This window comes from Funiculus sociatus GB2-C1, assembly GCF_039962115.1.
Lineage (GTDB): Bacteria > Cyanobacteriota > Cyanobacteriia > Cyanobacteriales > FACHB-T130 > Funiculus > Funiculus sociatus.
The window spans coordinates 1-21,599 of record NZ_JAMPKJ010000042.1 but is presented as its reverse complement, the minus strand read 5'-3'; the positions used below and the strand labels follow the sequence as shown (position 1 = coordinate 21,599).

Below are 21,599 nucleotides of genomic sequence, written 5' to 3'. Positions count from 1 at the left end.
AATCAATAGCGGGAGATATACAATACATTAGCTTGTGATCGCACGAATTTATCAATAATTAGCGCCTCTCAGTTAACTTTAGAAATGCAATCGCATCTTCCTTTGTTCTATGAAATGCGATCGCGTCGCCTTCACTAGCAATCACACTTCATCAGGATTAATTCCCATCTGGCGTAAACGTTCTGCTAATCTTTCAGTCCGAAGGCGTTCTTGTTCAAGTTGCTCATCGCTACTCAGCAAGAGATTGCCTTGTGCATCCCACCAACGTAACCAAGGCGCTTCCATATTTTGATATTGTCCTTGCCAGATGCCTAACTCAACGCCCATCGCAGAAATTGGATAGCGATCGCGCTCATTTGCTTTCATGAGTTCATAGCGACCGTCTACTAAGTGATACACTTCCACTGAGGCTTTCTTTACCTCATAAATGCCATAGAAAGGGACGCGAATCGCCTGTTCATATACCCAAAATTTGCCAGTAATGGGTGTATTGTCTCGTTCTTCGGAACCATCCCCAGAGACAAATTCCAGCACTATTAATGGTGCAACATATTCTTGCCATAAGACGTAAGAACGGCGAAACTGATCGTTCAGCATCGGCGGTACATTGGGAACATAAAACCAATCTGGTGCTTCTGCGCCTCTTTCTGGAGGTTCGGTGATGCGCCAATATATGCCACAATCTTGACCGATAGCGTATTGATTATCGGGATGAAGTTGCTGCAATATAGGTCTAATAGAATTAGTTAGTAGAATGCTTTGAGGATGTTCTTGGAAGTTTTTCACGAAAGTACCATCCGAGTCGGGCAACTCCGTGTGATCTGGAAGATGGGTAATGTCTAGTTCGGGGGAGTTGGCAAGAGTCATAGAACCGCGTATTTTGGAGGGAATTATATCTATTTTAGGTTTAGATACGAGCGCGATCGCATCCTAAAAAAGCAGGATAAATTGAAATTTATCCTGCTTCCGATTCTGGGGGTGATGCCTCTAAAGATGCCAATTTTGCCTTCCTTGATTGCCTCATAGATTCTCCGACTGTGACATTGAGTTGGTCGCCGATTAAAAGTACCAAAGAACTCATATAAAGCCATAGCATTAAAACGATTACAGCACCCACTGCGCCGTAAGCTCTGTTGTAATTGCCAAAGTTGGACACATAAAGCCGAAACAAAGCTGAGATGATCGCCCAAGATACTGCCGCCACTATTGCGCCCGGCATAATTGGCGTTCCTTTAACCCAGCGGCTGGGGCCATAACGATAAATAAAAGCAAAAGCTGAGGCGACGATTATAAGCGCCATAGGCCAGCTAAAAAGCCGCCAAATTGCCAGCAATCCTGACCCTATAAGACCACTTTGATAAGCGACGAATCGCACAATTAGATCGCTGATAAATACAAGAAAAGAAGCTGTAATTAATAGTAAAATTGTGCCGAGTGTTAGTCCGAGAGAAATTAACTTGGCTTTCCAAAAGGGTCGAGTTCGCTCAGGGGGGATTTGATGGATTTGATCAAGAGCGTTCATAGCGGCACTTAAGGCCCCAGAGGAAGCCCAAATTGCGGCAAGGAAGCTGATGGAAAACAGCCCTTGATTTCTAGAGTCGCTAATTTCTGCGACAAAACCTTCAATCAGAAAAAGAACTTCTTTAGGGGCAACCTCACTTAATTGACTAGCCAGCTGGTCAAAGGTGGATGTTGAAAATTCAAATAGCCCAATGGCGGTTAGGATAGCCAAGATAGCAGGAAACAGAGCTAACATGGCGTTGTATGCCATTTCTGCTGAGTGACCCGTTAACCGCCTTTGGGCTACCCGCTGGAAGGTTTTCTTTAAGGTTGCCCAGCCCAGATGTCGAAAGAAACGGAAAAAGCGCAGCGATCGCATTATTTTGGTTTTGGCTACAACGTTTCCTATAATGTGCCAAATCCATCGCCAAGGTTACGGGGATCAGGTGAAATTATCCATAATGTTTTATTAGGATTGGACAAATTTTGCAGAATCGATCGTTGCAACGGATGAGGAGCTGTTTTTAATGAGCCACGAGGTATCGCAGTGGTTGAGTGAAATTAAGGCGCTAAAACAGCAAATAGTAGAGTTAGAGCGCGATCGCGATGCGGCGCTAGAAAGTGCTGCTTCCTGGCGGCAGCTGTACGCCACAGAAGCGCAGCAACGCCGAACTGAGGCACGTCTTGCTCAGCAACAGATTAAAAAGCTCACAAGCCAACTACAGCAAATTCAAAGTTTGCCGCAACCTAAGGCGGACGATCCTGGTGCTGTGGCGGCGATTGTAGAGGAAGTGGAACAACTGCAAAACTTTGAGGAATTGAAAACGAAACTGATGGAGGCGATGGTTGAGCGCGATCGCCTTGCAATCGACTTAAAATCTGAACAGGCAAGTCATGCTCAAACTCGTAAAACCCTCACTACGGCTATCGGGGATACCTTAGATAGGCTTAGCCGCGAACGCATGACTCGCCAAGAAAATCCAGCGTCAGGAGTCAATGGTCAGTGGAAAAGCAAACAACCACCAACAACTGACAAATGACAGGTGTATAGCCTGTCATTGGTAGGACAGGCTATATCAACTGACATTGTTTAAAATCCCATTGCCTGAGCCACTGCTGCTACTTCTGGCTCGATTCCCTGCTTAAATGAATTTTGGCAGTGTTTAATCGCCGTATCTGGGTCTTTAAGTCCGTTGCCTGTGAGGACGCACACTACGGTAGCGCCCGGAGGAACTTGGTCTTTCACCTTTAGAAGTCCGGCGACGGAAGCAGCGCTGGCGGGTTCGCAGAAAATGCCTTCTTGTGATGCCAACATACGATAAGCATCCAAAATTTCTTCGTCTGTCACTGCTGCGAATTGCCCAAGGCTTGCTTGTTGAGTCGCGATCGCTTTCTCCCAGTTTGCTGGGTTGCCGATCCTAATTGCTGTTGCCAAGGTTTCTGGATTCGTCACTACCTTCCCCGTAACTAGAGGAGACGCGCCAGATGCTTGAAATCCCATCATTCGAGGCAAGCGATCGCATTTCCCGTCTTGATGGTATTGACAAAAACCCATCCAATATGCAGTTATATTCCCTGCATTACCTACGGGAATGCAGAGCCAATCAGGGGCATTGCCCAAAACTTCTACAATTTCAAAAGCCGCCGTTTTCTGTCCTTCCAAACGGTACGGGTTCACCGAGTTTACCAGAGTGACTGGATAACTCTGTGCCATTTCCCGGACAATTTGCAGCGCTTGGTCAAAATTTCCCTTAATCGCCAGAACTTCCGCTCCATACAGCAAAGCCTGGGCTAATTTGCCCAAGGCTACATACCCATCCGGAATGAGTACAAATGCCCTCATACCGCCGCGACGGGCGTAGGCTGCTGCTGCGGCTGAAGTGTTCCCGGTACTGGCACAAATTACAGCTTTTGCCCCGGCTTCCTTCGCCTTGGAAATCGCCATTGTCATCCCCCGGTCTTTAAAGCTACCAGTGGGGTTGAGACCATCGTATTTTACAAAAACTCGTACCTGTTTCCCGATAATTTGCGCGATCGCGGGAACGGGAATCAGCGGAGTATTGCCTTCCAGCAGCGTCACCACTGGCGTTGTTTGTGTAACAGGCAGATATTGCCGATACGCCTCAATTAGTCCAGGCCAACTGGGGCGTTCAGGGGTGCCGTTAACGGCAGGGGAATTAGTCGCAGATACAGTTACCACAGCAATCAATCGATTTTTGATTTTTGATTTTGGATTGATCCTATAGCTAAAGCTATGGGCTTGGAGATTTTAGATTTTACATTTACGATTTGTGACCTAGTTAAAGGTTTCTACCGATGTTCTTTCCAATCCAAAATCATCGGAGGCGGAGATTCTGGAACCTCCGCAAAATCCAAAATCGGTTTGGTCAGAGAGGGGTTGAGGGGACAATTATTGCTAGTCCCCAATCCCTAATCCCTACTTAATTCCGAATTCCTTCTGGCTTCGGGCTTCTGACCTCTGTATCCTGACTTTTTACTTCTGGTTTGGGGCGCTTGACCAGCTTTGGCTTGGAACCTTGACGGTCGTCCAGTGGCATTTCTGGCTCATTTGACAGCCAAGAAGGACGAGTCTGATCGTAAACAATTTGCAGTGCTGCTGCTGCGATCGCGTGAGCGTCGTATTCTTCACTTAACTGCGCTACCACTGGCAAGAAGGAAGCCATGCGTTCACCGCTCAATACTTCCCGTACCTGAGCTTGCAGTTTTTCCAAACGCCGCCCTTCAATCTCCGCCCGTGTGGGAATCGGGACAATTTTCAGGGTTTGGCGGACTTTCCGCTCAATTAGCACCAGCTTGCGCCGATCCATTGGCTGAATCAAAGAAATAGCTGTTCCGCCATTACCAGCGCGACCAGTCCGGCCGATCCGGTGGATGTAGCTTTCCACGCTATCAGGTAGATCGTAGTTAATCACGTGGCTCAGGTGGTCAACGTCTAAACCGCGGGCGGCGATATCTGTTGCGACCACCCAGCGCACCTGATGTTGCCGGAACCTCATTAATAGACGCTCCCGTGCTTGTTGGTTCAGGTCGCCGTGGTACTCGTCTACACTGTGTCCAGCGGCTTGTAGCTGGTTGGTGAGTTCTGCTGCGGTGCGTCGCGTCCGCACGAAGATCAAAGCAGATTCGGGATCTTCTAGTTCCAGGATGGGCAACAAGGCTCTGGATTTTGACCAGCCACGCGGCACCATATAAACTACTTGGTTAATTCGCGCTGGAGCTGCTTTGGGTTGCTCAACTGTGAGCATAATAGGCGATCGCAGGAATTTAGCAATCAGCTTCTGAATTGTGGGAGGCATTGTGGCAGAGAAAAATGCCGTTTGCCTTTCCGATGGGACTTGCTTGAGGATGGTTTCTACATCATCAATAAAGCCCATGCTCAGCATTTCATCGGCTTCATCCAAAACCAAAAAGTTGACTTGATCCAGCTTGAGGTCGCCTCGATTTAGCAAGTCGATCACCCGTCCTGGCGTTCCCACCACAACTTGCACGCCCTTCCTCAGGGACTGGATCTGCCGGTCAATTGATTGACCACCATATACTGTTAGCACTCCCAAGCGGCGCTCGCTTGTGAAGGTACGAATTGCTTGCGAGACTTGCTGCGCCAGCTCTCGCGTCGGTGTCAAAATTAATGCTTGGACTGCGGGATTTTTGATATCTACCCGTTCCAAAATCGGCAGCGAAAAAGCCGCTGTTTTACCAGTTCCGGTTTGTGATTGTCCCACCACATCCCGGCCTGCCAGCATCTGCGGAATCGCTTGTGTTTGAATTTGCGTGGGCTCAGTGAAGCCTAGTTTTTCTAGCTGCTGAACACGGGCTTCTGAGAGTCCCAAGCTTGTGAACGAAAGGGTCATAGTTGTTTGTTCTTAAGTTAGTACAGTGTGCAATTTCGCAGTGAAGCGATTGTTAGCAAAGCGCCTGAATAATAGAGATAGCGGCGCGTAAGAGCAGTATGAAGTTTGAAGTATAAAACTATCTTTTATCTTTATGCTTCAGCCTTCATTTTTTAGCATGAGAGCTTTTATTGTTGATCCTTCAGCCTTCAGGATTGAGCGACGACATGACCATATAAGTCGTAGATGTCAGCGTCTGTAATTTCTACAGATACTATTGATCCCAAAGGAGCATCGCCTTCAACGTACACTAATCCATCCACCTCCGGGGAAAACCGGGTCGATCGACCAATTAGTTCGCCTGTTTCTGGATGTTCTTGCTCAATCAAAACATCCACTACCTTACCCACTTGGGCTTGATTTTTCTTCAAGGATATCGGCTGTTGGACTTCCATCAGAGCATCCCGACGTGCCTCCATCACTTCTTGGGAGAGTTGAGAGGGCAAGTTGTACGCTGGGGTTCCTTCCTCTAGTGAGAAAGTAAATACACCTACATGGTCAAACTCATGCCGTCCGACGAACCCCAGCAGATGTTCAAAATGTTCATCTGTTTCGCCTGGGAATCCGACAATGAACGTTGTCCGCAGCACAGCATCGGGAAGCGCTGTTTTAATCCGGTCAATGATTTGGTCATTAACCTGTCCTTGCCAAGGTCGGTTCATGGCGCGGAGGATGTCCGGATGAGAGTGCTGTAAGGGTAAATCTAGATAAGGCAATACGTTAGGTGTCTCCTGAATTGCTTCTATCACCTGGGGCGTTAGACCAGTGGGATAGGCATAGTGCATCCGAATCCAAGGAATATCCACTTTCCCTAGTTCCCGCAGGAGTTGAGCCAGTTTTGGCTCTTTGTAAATATCCAGACCGTAGTTTGTGGTGATCTGTGATATAAGAATTAACTCCTGTACGCCTTCAGCAGCTAGCTGTTGGGCTTCGGCAACGATGGATTCAATCGAGCGCGATCGCTGATTTCCCCTGAGATGAGGAATTATGCAAAACGCACAGCGGTAATCACATCCTTCCGCTACCCGCAGGTACGCGACACCTTCTGATGTCGTGCGGTAGCGAGGTGTCGTTTCATCGGCAATGTAGGTCGGCTCAGATGAAACCTGTTTGACCCTCTCGCCGTCTTCAACTCTTTGAATCACATCGACGATTTTCTGATAATCGCCGCTGCCCACGACTGCAACCGCTTCTGGTAATTCCTCCAGCAGTTGCTCTTGGAAATGCTGCGCCATGCAGCCTGCGATCACAATTTTTTTATTCGCTTCCGCCAGTTCTACCAAGGTGCGGACTGACTCTGCCCTTGCTGCTTCAATAAAACTGCATGTATTTACTATAACATAATCTGCTAATTCTTCATTAGTATCTACCTGGTAGCCTGCCTGTACGAGCAGACCCAGCATATGTTCGGTATCTATTCGGTTTTTTTCACAGCCCAAGTGGGATATCGCAATTGTTGGCTTATTGCCCATGCCGTTTGTAAGAAAGTTGTAGGAAAAAAATTTGTTAGTTCGCTCAAGGCTAAAATATTGTAACTTAATTTAACGCACAGCGGTGTACTACCTAGGCAAGTGTGCCAGACTGGAAGGAAAAAGGCAGATCGTGGAAATGCAATTAGCCTTGGTGAGAAAGTAGCTTGATTTGCTTTCCCCAAGGGGCTAAGAGCCGATTCTAGTTGAAGATCCCTATCCTGCCTTGTGGACAAGGGTAGAGATTTTAAAAAAATGCCCCAAGGAGCCTTACTTTCAATCGATGCTCCAAAAGTCTACTAGCCAGTGGTGATCAAAAATGATCAAGGGGTAGACCCGCTTAAACAGATAAAATTCTATAGAGGCATCATCCGAGGTGCGATTCATTTCACTACTATTTTTGCAGACGCTGGAGGTTAGCCTACAGGTGTGGCAAAAATTCGTCGGTGTTTTCAGGTAGACAAGTGGACTTAAATCAAATCTTCAAGACACCGAACCCAATTATTGGCGTGGTTCATCTTCTGCCGCTGCCGACATCTCCCCGCTGGGGGGGAAGCCTAAAAGCGGTTATCGATCGGGCTGAGCAAGAAGCGACAGCGCTTAGTGCTGGCGGCGTGAACGGCATTATCGTAGAAAATTTTTTTGATGCCCCTTTTACGAAAAACCAGGTAGATCCAGCGGTTGTCAGTGCGATGACCCTGATTGTGCAGCGGCTGATGAATTTGATAACGCTACCAGTGGGGATCAATGTGTTACGCAATGATGCTCATAGCGCGATCGCAATCGCATCCTGCGTCCAAGCCCACTTTATCCGGGTCAATGTCCTCACAGGCGTGATGGCAACCGACCAAGGGCTGATCGAGGGAGAGGCACATCAACTGCTGCGCTACCGTCGAGAACTAGGCAGCAATGTCAAAATTTTGGCAGACGTTTTGGTAAAACATGGTCGCCCATTGGGTTCCCCGAATCTGACAACAGCCGTACAAGAGACAATCGAGCGGGGGTTAGCAGATGGTGTTATCCTCAGCGGTTGGGCGACAGGCAGCCCTCCCACTCTCGAAGACTTGGAACTGGCAAGCGCCGCCGCCAACGGCACGCCAGTATTTATTGGCAGTGGAGCCAACTGGGAAAATATTTCGACGCTGATACAAGCAGCAGACGGCGTAATAGTTTCCAGTTCTCTCAAGCGCCACGGGCGAATTGAGCAGCCGATTGACCCGATTCGCGTTAGCCAATTTGTGGAAGCAACCCGACGCAGCGTTCCAGCAAAATCGGAACAAAAGTCAGTTTCCTCTGTCAGTTTGTAGTTGTTAGTTGTGAAATCAATTGTTAGTTTTTAGTTGTGTATTAACCCATAAAACAACAACTAAAACTTTTTACGTCTTAATACCTCAGCTTGCGCTTACAGTCCTCATACCGCATTACTGATATGAGTCGCCGACGTTCTACTCCTTGGATTCATCGCTGGTCGCGCCTTCTAATAGCTGCGATCGCTCTTTTAGGTGCCTTAGTAACTGGTTATCTCACCGTTGTTAAGTTAACAGGAGGTGCAGCCGCTTGTCCCACCACTGGCTGCGAACAAGTCCTCTCCAGCCCCTACGCAACCGTCTTTGGTCTACCCCTAACTTTGTTTGGCTTGCTGGCTTACATCAGTATGGCGGCTTTCGCCCTAGCACCGATGGCAGTCAACCCAGCCGAAAAGAAAGACCTGCACTCGAAACTAGATAACTGGACTTGGCTGCTGCTGTTTGCTGGTGGCACTGCCATGACCATATTCAGCGGCTATCTGCTGTATTTGCTGGCATTTGAAATTAAAGCCGTTTGTTTATATTGCCTTGCCTCCGCCTTGTTCTCCTTTAGCCTGTTGGTGCTGACGCTGATAGGTCGTGCCTGGGAAGATATTGGGCAAATCTTCTTTACTGGTATTGTGGTTGGCATGGTGGCGTTAATTGGCACTCTGGGTGTCTATGCCAGCACAAAGTCATCGCTGGCGACGAATCCAACAGCTCCCAATCAAGATCCAAGTGCAATCCTGAATCCAGTGGGTTCGCCCCAGCCTGGGATTGGCTGGGAAGTTACCACAAAATCTGGCCCTGCTGAAATTGCTCTGGCGCGTCATCTCAACCAAATTGGAGCCAAGATGTATAGCGCTTACTGGTGTCCCCATTGCTACCAGCAAAAGCAGCTGTTTGGTAAAGAGGGTTTAAATGAACTCGGCTTAGTTGAGTGTGCTGCTGATGGCAAAAATGCACAGCCAGATGCCTGCGTCAGTGCTGGGATTAAAAGCTACCCAACCTGGCAAATTAAGGGTCAACCTGTCGCTGGTGTCCAATCTTTGGAGAAATTAGCCGATTTATCTGGCTATCAAGGCCCCCGTAATTTCAATTATTCTTGGCCCGCTCCTTAAAAAAGTTTGTGTTTAGAAGCCTAGTAAACCGCCCGCTATGCCAGAGCCAGAAAGGCTTCTAGCTCTGGCAAGGGAGGGCTGCTATTAGGAGGCGCAAGTTTTGTAGCGATCGCTTATACGGATATTCCTGCCACTATTCCATGAAGCTATAGCACCATAGTCTATATAAGAAAATTGAACTTTTGGCAAAATCGTGCAGCCAACCCAGATAGTGAAAGAAACTTTATGGGCAAGACTCAGGCAATGGTTCCATCAAGAGCGCAGAGTCCTACTTACCTCCTCGACTGTAGCGAGCTGCGTCATCATTCTGCGTTTTGCTGGATTTTTGCAGTCCTGGGAATTGTCTGCTTTAGACCAAGTATTTCGTCTGCGTCCCCCAGAATCTCCCAACGAGCGAGTAGTTATTGTCGAAATTAATGAAAAAGACTTGCAGCAGGTGGGACAATGGCCCATCCCTGATGCTGTCATGGCGACTTTGTTGCAGAAAATAAATGCCTTCAAACCTCGCGCTATTGGACTGGACATTTATCGCGATATGCCAGTCAAACCGGGTTATCGAGAATTTATCAAAGCTTGTGAAACCATCCCCAACTTGATAGGGATAGAACTACTTCCAGATGAAAAAAGCTTAGGTGTCCCACCTCCACCGCCGCTGAAGGTGAACAACCAATTTGGTTTTAATAATGTTGTCGTTGACCCTGATGGCAAGGTACGCCGCAGTCTTCTGTATTGGCACGTGAATGGCAAACGGCATACAAGTTTTGCGCTCCAACTGGCTTTAATTTATCTCAAGGGGGAAGGGATTACCCCCAAAGGATCGCGGGTTAATCCCAGGTATTTGCAGATGGGTCAGGCTGTGTTTCGCCGCTTTGAGTCCACTGACGGTGCTTATGTGCAGGCTGATGCCAAAGGATATCAGATTTTGGCAAACTTTCGCCGGCCCTCTAGCTTTCAGATTGTCTCCATGTCAGACATTCTCTCCAACCGCGTAGAACCCGGCTTGTTGCGCGATCGCGTTGTTTTGATTGGTTCAACCGCCTCCAGCCTTCAGGATTTCTTCTACACCCCTTACAGCAATAATCTCGTCAAGGCCGCACAGCCCATTTCTGGCGTTGAGTTGCACGCCGATTTCTTAAGTCAAATCCTCTCCGCCACCCTCGATGGACGCCCCTTAATCAATACCTGGTCTGACCTAGTAGAAGCTTTGTGGATTTTCGGCTGGTGCTGGATTGGTGCCAGTGTTAGTTGGCGATTGCCTTTTCCCAAAAAGTCGGTTATCAGTATGTTTTTGGCGGGTACGGGTCTGATTGGTATCTGTTACCTCGCCTTTTTAATTGGTTGGTGGATACCTATTATTCCTCCTCTGCTGGCGTTAAATGGATCTGCCCTTGTCATCACAGGTCATCTAGCCTATCTCAAGGAAGAATTAAAACGCTCTAAAGACTTTTTGCAGACAGTGATTAATACTATTCCTGACCCAATTTTTGTCAAAGACACAGAACATCACTGGATTATATTAAATCAAGCATATTGTAAGTTCAGCGGTTATCCCCTGGAAATATTAATTGAGAAATCCCCTTATGACTTTTTCTCTAAACACGAAGCTGATGTTTTTTGGGAGAACAACGAACGGGTTTTCCAAACTGGTAAGGAGCAGGAAAATGAGGAAGAATTTACCGATGCCTTGGGAAATACTCATCTGATTGCCACCAAAAGATCGCTTCACAAAGATGCTGCTGGCAATATATTTTTAGTCGGTGTGATTCGCGATATTACTGAGCGCAAGCAGTTGGAAGAAGAACTGAAGCGAACAGCGGCAGAATTGACCCGTGATAACGCTGAACTAAAACAGGAAGAAATGCAGTTGCGTCATCTTGCCTATCACGACCCGTTAACAGGTCTACCCAACCGGCAACACTTCCACGACTGCTTGCATCAGTCTCTGCAATGGGCTAATAGCAATAACCAGCTGGTTGCGCTCCTATTTCTTGACTTGGATGGCTTTAAGCTGGTTAATGATAGGCTCGGACATGATAAGGGCGACTTGCTGCTCAAAATTGTAGCCCAACGGCTAAGGGCTTGCTTGCGCGGCAGCGATACCGTCTCGCGGTTGGGGGGCGATGAGTTTACGGTGATTCTTCCAGCTATTAAGAAAGTGCAAGATGCCGCCACAGTAGCAGAAAAGATTCTAGAAACTCTCTCTCACGCTTTCGTGCTGGATGGAGATACCGTCTTCGTAACGGTCAGTATAGGTATCAGCGTCTATCCCCTCGATAGTAATGAGCTAAATACGTTAATTAAAAATGCCGATTCCGCTATGTACCGCGCTAAAGAACAGGGTCGGAATCAATTTGTATTATCTTAAGTTTTTCGGTTCCTGCTGCCATACAGAATTTGAGGTGCTTTATAGGGGGAAACGCCCCATGTTTGACGCTGACAGGGAAGCCCCAAGACTAAATCGCTGTAAGCATTGCCAGTCGTATATACGTGCAAGTGCTATGTCAATACTTTTCGGATAAGCGACCATGTGAAACCAAGTAGTAGCCTGGACGCGCAACTAAAATTTTTCCTGGACGAGAAGTATTGAGTGCTGTGTTCTTACAGGAACGCGAAAACGAGGACTTGGGAAAAATCTACCCTTGGAAGCATCTTCTTAATTCAATCAACAATATGTAAGAAAGGTATAAGTTTTTTAAATACGTCTTAAAGATAGATGTGGAATTGTCTTCACTAAGGTAGAAAGGTTTTTTCCTGAAGAAGATAAAGATTTAGATTATTATAAATTTCCGGATTAGTGGTTATTACTCCGGAATAGTGGTTATTACTACTGTTGAAAATACTGAAATGCTAAATATCTTTCATCAGCATCTGGGTTGAGATTTCCCTCTCAGAACTTGAGAGTGCCAAATCCATAGAACAACTTGTATACCTTTAGATGAGTTGACTTTAACCATTTCCAACTTTACAGAATCTTTATAAAATAACTATCTTTTATGAAAAGAATGTAAATGAAATATTTCTTAAAAATGCCACCGGATTCTGTCATCGGTATATATACTGATAATACTGACACTTCCAAAAGTGGCGCTCCATCCAAAAGTTTAGGAACTATAACGGGTGTTATGAGTAATTGCCGCAAACTCACAGGAATAGCAACTTTACTAATAGGGTTGCAATTGTTTATCCCTCAAATAGCTGCCGCAAAAGTAAATATCATTGTGGCTACAGACAGCCTGTCAAGCAGCTTGTCGATTGACGTTGATGCTAAAAACTCGCTGAAGTCTGCCGTGGAAACGGGGGCAGAACAGCCTTACGATCCAGGTGATAATGGTGGCCCCAGCACGACCCAAGGTGGAGGAAGACGCTAAAGAAAGCAAAAGCGCGAAGCGTCTGCTTGGAAGCGAAGGATCTAAAGGCAAAAGTTAAAAGAAAGAAATTTGTTTTGTGTTTTGTTGGGATTAATTTTTTAATAAAGACGATTTCCACAAACGGTTTTTTTGAACTAAGGTGTGGACTTGCCAACTTGGTAAGACTTCAGAGAAGTCAGTTCGGTAGTGTCCTCCTCGACTTTCGGTGCGAAAAGCAGCACTTTTCAGGATGAGGTATGCCACATCTAGTAAGTTATAGGTTTCTCCCCAGGTTCGCACAGATGAGGTGGCGTCAGGTAAATTGAAGCTGACAGTTTGACCGGGGGTTAAATTTAGCAGGTACTGACTCAAAGAAAGGGCAGCAAATTCTTGTTGCCAAACTTCTATTTGCGCGATCGCATCCTCTAAAACTTCCTGTGACCGACAAATTCCGGCACTTTGCCATACTAAGCGTGGTAACTCTTGCCGCAAAGTGGCAATTTTCTCTATATCTGAAGGATTTAGGATATTGCGCGAAGGAAGAATTAATTCTTCATTTATCTTTGAATAATCATTCTTGATTATTTCGAGTTTCGCAAGTTGAGCGCCAAACACCAAACATTCCAGCAGCGAGTTACTGGCGAGACGATTAGCACCATGAACTCCGGTACTTGCTGTTTCTCCGACAGCATATAAACCGGGAATTGAGGTGTGGTTCATCAAATCGGTGGCGACACCTCCCATCCAATAATGAGCAGCTGGCGCAACGGGAATCGGTTCTCGAAAAACATCAATTCCCCAGCGTTGACAAACCTGGATAATATTCGGGAAGCGGTGGCGAATTTTCTCTTTTGGGATTGGGCGCAAATCCAAGAAAACGTGACCAGTAGAAGGATCGGCGGCAATTTTCTGTAGGTGGCTGAAAATAGCCCGACTGACGACATCTCTAGGGGCGAGTTCACCAGATGGGTGATAATCAAAGGCAAATCGCCGCCCGACCGAATCTACCAAATGAGCGCCTTCGCCGCGTACTGCTTCGCTGATCAGAAAACGAGGCGCACCCGGTTTGGTTAATGCGGTGGGGTGAAATTGGACAAATTCTAAGTCGCGGAGAATAGCACCACTCCGCCATGCGATCGCTACCCCATCTCCCGTACTCACAGATGGGTTAGTGGTCTGAGCAAATACTTGACCGCCGCCGCCTGTCGCTAGCACCACAGCACCCGCTCGTACCCAGCTTACCTGACCTTGATAGACAAGGCTAACTCCCTGACACCGCTTGCTTTCGGGATTAAGCCACAGACTCAAAGCAAATGCCTGAGATATAACCTGAATATTCTTCCGCTTCAGGACTTGCTCAGTCAGAGTAACAATTATTGCCCTACCAGTTGTATCAGCAGCATGAAGTACGCGAGGACGAGAGTGCGCCGCTTCCAAAGTCATAGCTAGTTGGCTTCCTTTGCGGTCGAAGGCGACACCCATATCCACTAGAGAGGCAATGCAATCAGGTGCCTCCTCTACGAGAAACTTCACCGCTTCCAAGTCACACAACCCAGCACCAGCAAGCATCGTATCCTCAACGTGCAAAATCGGTGAGTCAGAGGGAGCGATCGCTGCTGCAATGCCACCTTGCGCCCAGTCGCTGGCAGAAAGGGGCAGGTTATCTTTGGTAATTAAGCCCACTTGATAAGATTCTGGTAGGCAAAGCGCTGCATAGAGTCCAGCTGCACCAGCACCTACTACTAGGACATCAAACTGGGTGGGGATATTTATTTCCGGTAAAGAATCGAAGTTTTTTGGATTCAACGAAAATTTCCTTGCTACTTCCACTAATGATAAATAACCCACTCCCCTAGAGGAGTGGGTTATTAAAACGGCTTACCTACTAACGTGGTTTTTAGTAGTAGCCGTTGTTATAGCGATCGCCACCTTCGACAAAGGTTTCGTCCACTTCCGTTACCGTGAAGTTATCCAGGTTAGCTTGCAGCCGTTCTTTTTGGCTTTCGCTTAGCCCGGCAATTTTCAGGACATCCTCCACATTCTTGTATGGAGCATTATCGACAACTTTTCTGGCCAATGTCGGGTACATTCCGGGATATTGCCGGAAAGCCCGCACGTTGGTGTTGTTCAAATCGATTTTTTTACCGAATTCAGTGGCTAGTTTATCGTCCGCACGATTCCGTAGCTTCTCTAGGGGAGCCTCAACTGCTGCCAATACTGATGAAGAGCGCAGTGTTACGCCCGTCAAATTGGCTGCATACGCATTTTGGGTCATCCCCAGCCATCCCAGGCAGCTTACCAACAAAGCCAACACACTCACCAAACGAACCAATCGTTTCATAGTCTTCCATTCTCCTAACACAGCATCTTTGAGGATATTATCTCCTCTATTAGTTTAATTTTTGTTTTCTATTCTCTCATCTTATGGCAGCATGGGGATACTTGAGACTCCCAAACCATTAGCAGGCTTGTACTCTAACCAAATCTTAATAAAGAGCTAAAATCCGATCGGAGAACCGGAGTTTTGTGGCAAGATAAAAGATTGTTCCTCAAGATAGTTAAGCGGATATGGCTCTTAGATTAGGCGACCAAGTTCCTGACTTCACTCAAGATTCTAGTGAAGGCAATATCAACTTTTACGAGTGGGCTGGCGATAGCTGGGTAGTGCTATTCTCCCACCCTGCCGATTTTACCCCCGTTTGTACCACTGAACTCGGTGAAGTCGCCCGCCTCAAGCCGGAATTTGACAAGCGCAACGTCAAGGCACTGGCTTTGAGCGTGGATGACGTAGAATCTCACAAAGGCTGGATTGGTGATATCGAAGAAACCCAGAATGTTGGTTTGAATTACCCGATCCTGGCAGATCCGGATAAGAAGGTTTCTGACCTTTACGACATGATCCACCCCAACGCTGCTAACACAGTAACGGTGCGTTCTGTGTTCATCATCGATCCGCAGAAAAAGCTGCGTCTCACCTTCACCTACCCCCCCAGCACCGGGCGCAATTTCGATGAAATTTTGCGGGTGATTGATTCTCTGCAACTGACCGACCATTACAGCGTCGCTACTCCTGCTAACTGGACAGAGGGAGATGATTGTGTAATCGTCCCATCTCTGAAAGATCCAGAAGTGTTAAAAGAGAAATTCCCCAAAGGTTACACCGAAATCAAACCGTATCTGCGGATGACTCCTCAACCCGACAAGTAAGGCAAAAGTAAAAAGGTAAAATTTTGTAGGGTGGGCATTGCTCACCCTACTTTGTTAAAGGGTAGAGAAAAGTAAGCGATCGCACTACCATTGAAATCATCAATTCCATTAGGAAATAGACGCATATACCATGCTTTCATCCCCGTTAGTTGTAAGAATTCCGCCCTCAATGCAAATGACAGATGACGATTTTTTTGAGTTCTGTCAAGTTAATCGTGACTTACGCATTGAAAGGAATAAATTTGGAGAATTGGTGATTATGCCTCCGACAGGCTCAGAGACAGGAAACAGAGAAGGTAATATATTTGGACAGCTATGGGTTTGGTCAGAACAAGATGGCACAGGTATAACTTTTAGTCCAAGTGCTGGATTTAAACTATCAACAGGGGCAGAACGTTCGCCTGATGCGTCATGGATCAGACTGGAACGATGGAATACTTTATCAGCCGAACAAAAGCAAAGGTTTGCTCCCATCTGTCCAGATTTTGTAGTTGAACTCAGGTCGCATTCTGATAATCTTAAGCCTTTGCAAGAAAAGATGTTGGAATATATGCAAGAGCCAGGATTCCAGTTAGGCTGGCTGATTGACCGGAAAAACCGCCAAGTTTATATTTATCGTCCGGGTGAAGAAGTGGAATGTCTAGATAATCCGACTACAGTTAGTGGCGATCGCGTATTACCTGGATTTGTCCTGAATATGAGTAAAATTTGGTAGAAGCCAAGATAGTACCGCAACGCTTACCTAATCTGGTTATGGTAAACGAGCGATCGCGCTTTTTAATCAAGCGTCCATCCTCACACCTAATATAAGCCAAAATTTTTATAGAGAATAACTCAGGTAATTTCAGAATGGATATCAAAAATGGATTTGTCGATGCGGTTGGCAATACCCCGCTGATTCGGATAAACAGCTTTAGTGAAGAAACCGGGTGCGAAATCCTGGGAAAAGCAGACTTTCTCAATCCCGGCGGTTCCGTCAAAGACCGCGCCGCGCTTTACATCATCAAAGACGCTGAAGAAAAAGGCTTACTCAAACCCGGCGGTACAGTAGTTGAGGGAACCGCAGGAAACACAGGCATTGGACTAGCCCATATTTGCAACGCTAAAGGCTATAAATGCCTGATTTTCATCCCAGACACCCAATCTCAGGAAAAGATAGATGCCCTAAAAACACTCGGCGCAGAAGTCCGCACCGTTCCCGCCGTACCATACAAAGACCCCAACAACTATGTAAAACTCTCAGGGAGAATTGCGTCCCAAATGGAGAATGCTATCTGGGCAAATCAGTTTGATAATCTGGCAAATCGCCGCGCCCACTACGAAACCACGGGGCCAGAAATTTGGGAACAAACGAACGGTAAAATCGATGCTTGGGTGACATCGACGGGTACGGGCGGCACTTTCGCGGGCGTGTCGATGTTCCTGAAAGACCAAAATCCGGCGATTAAAACTATTTTGGCAGACCCAATGGGTAGTGGACTTTACAGTTATGTCAAGACGGGCGAAATCACAACTGAAGGAAGTTCCATCACTGAAGGTATTGGCAACAGTCGCGTGACGGCAAATATGGAAGGTGTCCCGGTTGATGATGCCATCCGCATTGATGACACTGAAGCTGTGCGAGTGGTTTACCAACTACTCCGGAAAGATGGGCTGTTTATGGGCGGTTCTACGGGGATTAACGTCGCAGCTGCCGTAGCACTGGCTAAACAGATGGGACCAGGACATACTATTGTTACGTTGCTTTGTGATGGTGGTTCACGGTATCAGTCGCGGCTGTTTAATCAGGAATGGCTGGCATCCAAGGGACTTTCGCCGGATTAAATAAAATAACGCCATCCCCTACCCACTTTTCAAGGGGCAGCGTGGTTTCATTTATTAAAAGAAAATTCTGTAACGTTGATTATGGTTGGCGGTAGGGGCTTTTTGATTGCCATGCCCCTACAAAATATCGCAATGTCTCGATATTTTCTAAGGGTTGTATGAAACCACCCTGCTTCCTGCTTTTCAAGGAGGCTAAGACAAGGCTGTTTGATTTTTTACCATGTTAGCGATCGCAGGTTGGGGCCGAGGATGGGAAACTTAACACCCATAAGCATTTATTGGGTTGAATGGGAGTGTTCCCAGCGTTTGATGATTCCCACCAATAGGTAGATATCTAATTCACAAAACTTGAAACCACAGAGCCATAAACAACGTACAGCAATTAAGTCAACATTTGTATGGGGGTAACTTTGTACGCCCATACAAATGTTGATTAGCGTGGCTTGAAATTACAGATGTTTGAGGGCAATTTGTCACCCACCGAAGTATTAGTTTGCCAGAACCGCAGTTGTCGCAAGTTGGGTGCGGTTAAGGTTTTGGCAGCTTTTCAGGCACTTCCAGTTCCTGGCGTTACTGTAACTGGTAGTCAATGTCTGGGACAATGCGGCAATGGGCCGATGGTGATGGTGCTTCCGGAACAGGTTTGGTATAGCCGCGTCCATCCCGATGAAGTCCCGGCGGTGGTGGAACGACATCTGCGGGGTGGACAAGCGATCGCATCCATGATTTATCGGAAGCTTAAGCAGTAATCACACGTAATCGTGAGTTACAAATGGCACATTAATAAGCTCACCCTGGCTTTCCCCGACCTGTACTTTCAGCCCTTCGCCACCAGCTTTGGTGCGGATATACGCTAATCCAAAGGAACCTTGTTCGGTTTCGGTGTAGCTGGTGAGTTTGCCGACTTTTTCCTCTCCCACGGTAATCACACTTCCAGGTTCTGTGGGTGCGCTTAGTCGCACTCCCCAAAGGTGTTGCTTGACTCCTTTATAAGTATTTAAACGGGCGATTGTTTCTTGCCCGATGTAGCAGCCTTTCTCAAAAGAGATTGTCTGCCATAAGCCAGCTTCTAGGGGATTATAATCTTCGGTTAGTTCAAAGTCAGGCGCAGGTCGTCCTTGTTCGATTCGCAGGTGTTCCCAGACGCGATCGCTCATCGGAACTGCCCCAGCTTCTACTATTTTTCCCCACAGCTTCTCGCGATTACCAGCACTTAGGATAAGAGTATATCCCGACGTTGCCAAACCGCTACCTACAGCAACCCGCACATCCTCAAACAATTGGTGCGAGGCATAAGGTTTCCCAATAATTGCACCAGCACCTAACTTTTCTATTAGGGCATCACTTCCTGGCCCAATCAGGCTGAAAGTAGCGGTATCTGCGGTTACATCCTTTAATTGCACCTTGTCAGAGAAAAAGATGTAGCGATCCATTAACTGCATCAATTGCTGGCGGCGAGAAGGTGAAACCAGCAGCAGCACAGAATCTTCAAGCACATAAGCAGTGGTTAAGTCAATAGTTCTCGCTGTCGATGTTACAAAAACTGTATCGCAGCCTTGTCCTGGTTGGAGTGACTGGAAGTTGTTGGTAGTCTGGTTGTGCAAAAATCGGATGCGGTCATCGTCAGAAACTTGGATGCGTCCCCAGTGAGAGCGATCGCACACAGCAACAGAGTCCCGCACTGCTTGGATAGCTGCTGCGTCATTGCCGTCAATTGTCGATGTTGGCATGGTGATTGTTGCTAATAAGTTTCGATTTTTATCTAGCATTTCTGCTAGGTTCTTTGACTTAAAAATCTTATCAAATCAGGCTGATTGGCTTCAATGTTGGACTCAATATGACGCTAACATACAGTCAGTAAACTGCTTGTCAAAATACCAGACGACTATAGCAATTCAAGGGTTGGGTGCGATACATCTGTGGGGACATGGCAATGCCATGTCCCTAGCAAGGTAGACCGGACGTTAGAACCGCGATATATTCCACGCAACTGAGAAACGCTATAAAGTCGCAACGGCACAAACCAAGTTCGCCTGCGCCGACTGACAGCAAATTAAGGTTTTGTTTGTGAGCCAGCAAACTTTAATCCGTAAGAGAGTAGCTGCCATGCTAAAGTACGATCCGCTGCAACTTCCATCAGAGGAAGAACTACCCTGTTCTGACGATACTCCTGTGGATAATGAACTGCAAAATTTAATCCCTAACTTATTAGGAGCGATTTTAGCCTTCATTTGGCAAGACCGCAGAAACTGGTTTTTTGCCGTAGATATGGGAATTTACCATACAACAGGAACTAATCCCAGAATTCCAATTGTTCCCGATGGCTTCCTCAGCTTAGGGGTAGAGCGGTTGAAGGGTGACAAGTTACGCTTGAGTTATATTGTCTGGAAAGAAAACAACGTTGTACCTGTTTGGGTATTAGAAATTGTCTCTCACACTTATGGGGGAGAGTACGACAACAAAGCCACCCAATATGCCCAACTAGGAGTTTTGTACTATGCAATCTACAACCCCGAATACAGCCAGCGCGATAGACACGATCTCTTGGAGGTGTATCGCTTAGTTGATGGAGCTTATGTTCGGCAACCGAGGGAACCTGTGTGGATGCCGGAGATTGGTTTAGGAATTGGGCGGGAACAAGGAACTTATTGGGGAATAACGCGAGAGTGGCTGTACTGGTATGACCAAGATGGGAGGAAGTACCCATCCCCCGAAGAAGCAAGACAGCAGGAGGCTCAACGGCGACAGATAGCTGAACAACGTGCCGAGCAATTGGCAGCACAATTGAGGGCATTAGGGATTGAGCCGGATGAAGCTTGAAGAAGCGATCGCGTTTAGTGATGGGAATGCGATCGCGCTCTATCTACTATCAATAAACAATTATTGTTGAAATTGGGATAATAGCCAAGCGCCAACCAAACTTTGATTTTCTTGACGACTGCGCTGCAAAGCTTCCACTAGCATCGAAATTGCTAATCCCGGCAACACCTGAGACTCAGTAATTCTTTGACTTCCTCCAGCAGAGGTGATGGCAAAAGCAATAATTCTGATGTTCACAACATCCACTACCCAATATTCCGCCGCTCCTAAATCTTCGTACAGCAGCCGTTTTTGCCCAATATCATCCGATAGCGAAGTATTGGCAATTTCAATCACTAAATCTGGCGCTGGATATTGGTCTAAGTCGATGATTGACGTTCTCCAAGAAATCACATCGGCGTTTTCAGCAATGTAGTAAGACACATCGGGTTGACTTTCTTGAACACCTGTTTTTCTGAAGGTACAGTTATCTTGTCCATTAAGAGGAATACTTTTAACAGTAGCGAACAAGTTAACAGCGAAAATCATTATTGCATGATCGCTGGCGTGGTCAGAACCTACAGGTGATATTTCTATCCTCAATTGTCCATTGTGGTAATAGCCTTTCGCTTTTTCTAGTTGTGGATCTTTAATCGCCTGGATGTATTCATCCCAACTGGCTACAACCCAAGTTTCTGTCGGTATTTTCGTCATAGTTAAGACGTTTAGGGCGCGATCGCTTCTCCGAATGTAGTGGGATTTCTGGGAGAGCGATCGCGCACAGTGACTTCTCTAAGATAACTAAATACCGAGCTAGGGTCTTAACAATGCTCCAATTGTATCAATCCAATCTTCCTGTCCTTTATATACTTCTCTATAAGCTCTTAAAATTTTCGCCGCCTTATAAGTTCTGGCACCAGCCCTATTTCCAGGACGGATACCTGCATTATTTATCCGCGCATGAATTCCATTGCTGCCAATCCTCCTGGTATGCTCCTCTCTGGTCAAAAGTACAGCAGGCATATAGCGTTTCCTAGTCTGCTGAGGTACAGTAACAGCAGTGTGTAAACCAATTTTGGATGTCCTTCAAGGAGAGCTTATTAAATGCTTCCTCTATGGCTTTGGCTAAGTCAGG

At 46.7% G+C, this 21,599-nt stretch carries 20 protein-coding genes; 10 read left to right on the top strand and 10 right to left on the bottom strand.

Annotation, left to right across the window (positions count from 1 at the left end; translation table 11 throughout):
• Positions 1–141 precede the first annotated feature (141 nt).
• Positions 142–867: a Uma2 family endonuclease gene (locus NDI42_RS18525; protein ID WP_190451071.1), complete on the bottom strand. Its 726-nt coding sequence runs from the start codon at positions 865–867 to the stop codon at positions 142–144.
• An 88-nt stretch (positions 868–955) separates the two neighbouring features.
• A complete protein-coding gene (locus NDI42_RS18520; protein WP_190451070.1) occupies positions 956–1,879 on the bottom strand; it encodes a YihY/virulence factor BrkB family protein in 924 nt (307 codons plus the stop codon).
• 148 nt (positions 1,880–2,027) lie between these two features.
• On the opposite strand from NDI42_RS18520, the gene NDI42_RS18515 reads away from it, so the two are divergent.
• Positions 2,028–2,540: a hypothetical protein gene (locus NDI42_RS18515; protein ID WP_199310931.1), complete on the top strand. Its 513-nt coding sequence runs from the start codon at positions 2,028–2,030 to the stop codon at positions 2,538–2,540.
• A gap of 50 nt (positions 2,541–2,590) precedes the next feature.
• Here the strand turns inward: NDI42_RS18515 and thrC are convergent, their stop codons facing one another.
• The 3 genes from thrC to rimO all read right to left on the bottom strand — a co-directional run bounded on the left by thrC (position 2,591) and on the right by rimO (position 6,883).
• Complete coding sequence (gene thrC / locus NDI42_RS18510) at positions 2,591–3,700, bottom strand: threonine synthase (RefSeq protein ID WP_190451069.1); 1,110 nt, start codon at positions 3,698–3,700, stop codon at positions 2,591–2,593.
• Positions 3,701–3,941: 241 nt separating this feature from the next.
• Positions 3,942–5,372 (bottom strand): DEAD/DEAH box helicase, encoded by a 1,431-nt coding sequence (locus tag NDI42_RS18505; protein ID WP_190451068.1) that lies wholly within the window; start codon positions 5,370–5,372, stop codon positions 3,942–3,944.
• A gap of 188 nt (positions 5,373–5,560) precedes the next feature.
• Positions 5,561–6,883 (bottom strand): 30S ribosomal protein S12 methylthiotransferase RimO, encoded by a 1,323-nt coding sequence (rimO, locus tag NDI42_RS18500; RefSeq protein ID WP_190451067.1) that lies wholly within the window; start codon positions 6,881–6,883, stop codon positions 5,561–5,563.
• Positions 6,884–7,344: 461 nt separating this feature from the next.
• On the opposite strand from rimO, the gene btpA reads away from it, so the two are divergent.
• The 4 genes from btpA (at position 7,345) to NDI42_RS18480 (ending at position 12,655) form a co-directional block, all read left to right on the top strand.
• On the top strand, positions 7,345–8,187 hold the full coding sequence (btpA, locus tag NDI42_RS18495) for a photosystem I biogenesis protein BtpA (RefSeq protein WP_190451066.1): 843 nt from the start codon (positions 7,345–7,347) through the stop codon (positions 8,185–8,187).
• Positions 8,188–8,309: 122 nt separating this feature from the next.
• The gene (locus NDI42_RS18490) at positions 8,310–9,287 is read left to right on the top strand and encodes a vitamin K epoxide reductase family protein (RefSeq protein ID WP_190451064.1); all 978 of its coding nucleotides are present in this window, start codon (positions 8,310–8,312) and stop codon (positions 9,285–9,287) included.
• A 193-nt stretch (positions 9,288–9,480) separates the two neighbouring features.
• Positions 9,481–11,652, top strand: coding sequence for a CHASE2 domain-containing protein (locus tag NDI42_RS18485; protein ID WP_348231450.1), 2,172 nt, complete (start codon positions 9,481–9,483; stop codon positions 11,650–11,652).
• Positions 11,653–12,295: 643 nt separating this feature from the next.
• Positions 12,296–12,655, top strand: coding sequence for a hypothetical protein (locus NDI42_RS18480; RefSeq protein WP_190451062.1), 360 nt, complete (start codon positions 12,296–12,298; stop codon positions 12,653–12,655).
• Positions 12,656–12,745: 90 nt separating this feature from the next.
• Here the strand turns inward: NDI42_RS18480 and nadB are convergent, their stop codons facing one another.
• Entirely contained in the window at positions 12,746–14,440 is a 1,695-nt protein-coding gene (nadB, locus tag NDI42_RS18475) for an L-aspartate oxidase (RefSeq protein WP_190451060.1), read from the bottom strand.
• Positions 14,441–14,531: 91 nt separating this feature from the next.
• Positions 14,532–14,975: a photosystem II complex extrinsic protein PsbU gene (gene psbU / locus NDI42_RS18470; RefSeq protein ID WP_190451058.1), complete on the bottom strand. Its 444-nt coding sequence runs from the start codon at positions 14,973–14,975 to the stop codon at positions 14,532–14,534.
• 227 nt (positions 14,976–15,202) lie between these two features.
• Between psbU and NDI42_RS18465 the strand changes: the two genes are divergently transcribed.
• From NDI42_RS18465 to NDI42_RS18450, 4 genes are all read left to right on the top strand, one after another.
• Complete coding sequence (locus tag NDI42_RS18465; RefSeq protein WP_190451056.1) at positions 15,203–15,841, top strand: peroxiredoxin; 639 nt, start codon at positions 15,203–15,205, stop codon at positions 15,839–15,841.
• A 130-nt stretch (positions 15,842–15,971) separates the two neighbouring features.
• Positions 15,972–16,556: a Uma2 family endonuclease gene (locus tag NDI42_RS18460; protein ID WP_190451054.1), complete on the top strand. Its 585-nt coding sequence runs from the start codon at positions 15,972–15,974 to the stop codon at positions 16,554–16,556.
• Positions 16,557–16,690: 134 nt separating this feature from the next.
• Positions 16,691–17,665, top strand: coding sequence for a cysteine synthase A (locus NDI42_RS18455; RefSeq protein WP_190447413.1), 975 nt, complete (start codon positions 16,691–16,693; stop codon positions 17,663–17,665).
• Between the two features lie 455 nt (positions 17,666–18,120).
• Positions 18,121–18,414, top strand: a complete 294-nt coding sequence (locus NDI42_RS18450; protein ID WP_190451052.1) for a (2Fe-2S) ferredoxin domain-containing protein — start codon at positions 18,121–18,123, stop codon at positions 18,412–18,414.
• On the opposite strand, the gene ygfZ is transcribed toward NDI42_RS18450, so the two are convergent.
• Entirely contained in the window at positions 18,415–19,395 is a 981-nt protein-coding gene (gene ygfZ / locus NDI42_RS18445; protein WP_190451050.1) for a CAF17-like 4Fe-4S cluster assembly/insertion protein YgfZ, read from the bottom strand. It lies immediately after the preceding gene.
• Between the two features lie 376 nt (positions 19,396–19,771).
• Here ygfZ and NDI42_RS18440 point away from each other — a divergent pair, with 376 nt between their 5' ends.
• Positions 19,772–20,485, top strand: coding sequence for a Uma2 family endonuclease (locus tag NDI42_RS18440; protein WP_190451114.1), 714 nt, complete (start codon positions 19,772–19,774; stop codon positions 20,483–20,485).
• 60 nt (positions 20,486–20,545) lie between these two features.
• Here the strand turns inward: NDI42_RS18440 and NDI42_RS18435 are convergent, their stop codons facing one another.
• Both NDI42_RS18435 and NDI42_RS18430 read right to left on the bottom strand, forming a co-directional pair.
• Positions 20,546–21,178, bottom strand: coding sequence for a Uma2 family endonuclease (locus NDI42_RS18435; RefSeq protein ID WP_190451049.1), 633 nt, complete (start codon positions 21,176–21,178; stop codon positions 20,546–20,548).
• 99 nt (positions 21,179–21,277) lie between these two features.
• Positions 21,278–21,487: a hypothetical protein gene (locus tag NDI42_RS18430; protein WP_190451047.1), complete on the bottom strand. Its 210-nt coding sequence runs from the start codon at positions 21,485–21,487 to the stop codon at positions 21,278–21,280.
• Positions 21,488–21,599 lie beyond the last annotated feature (112 nt).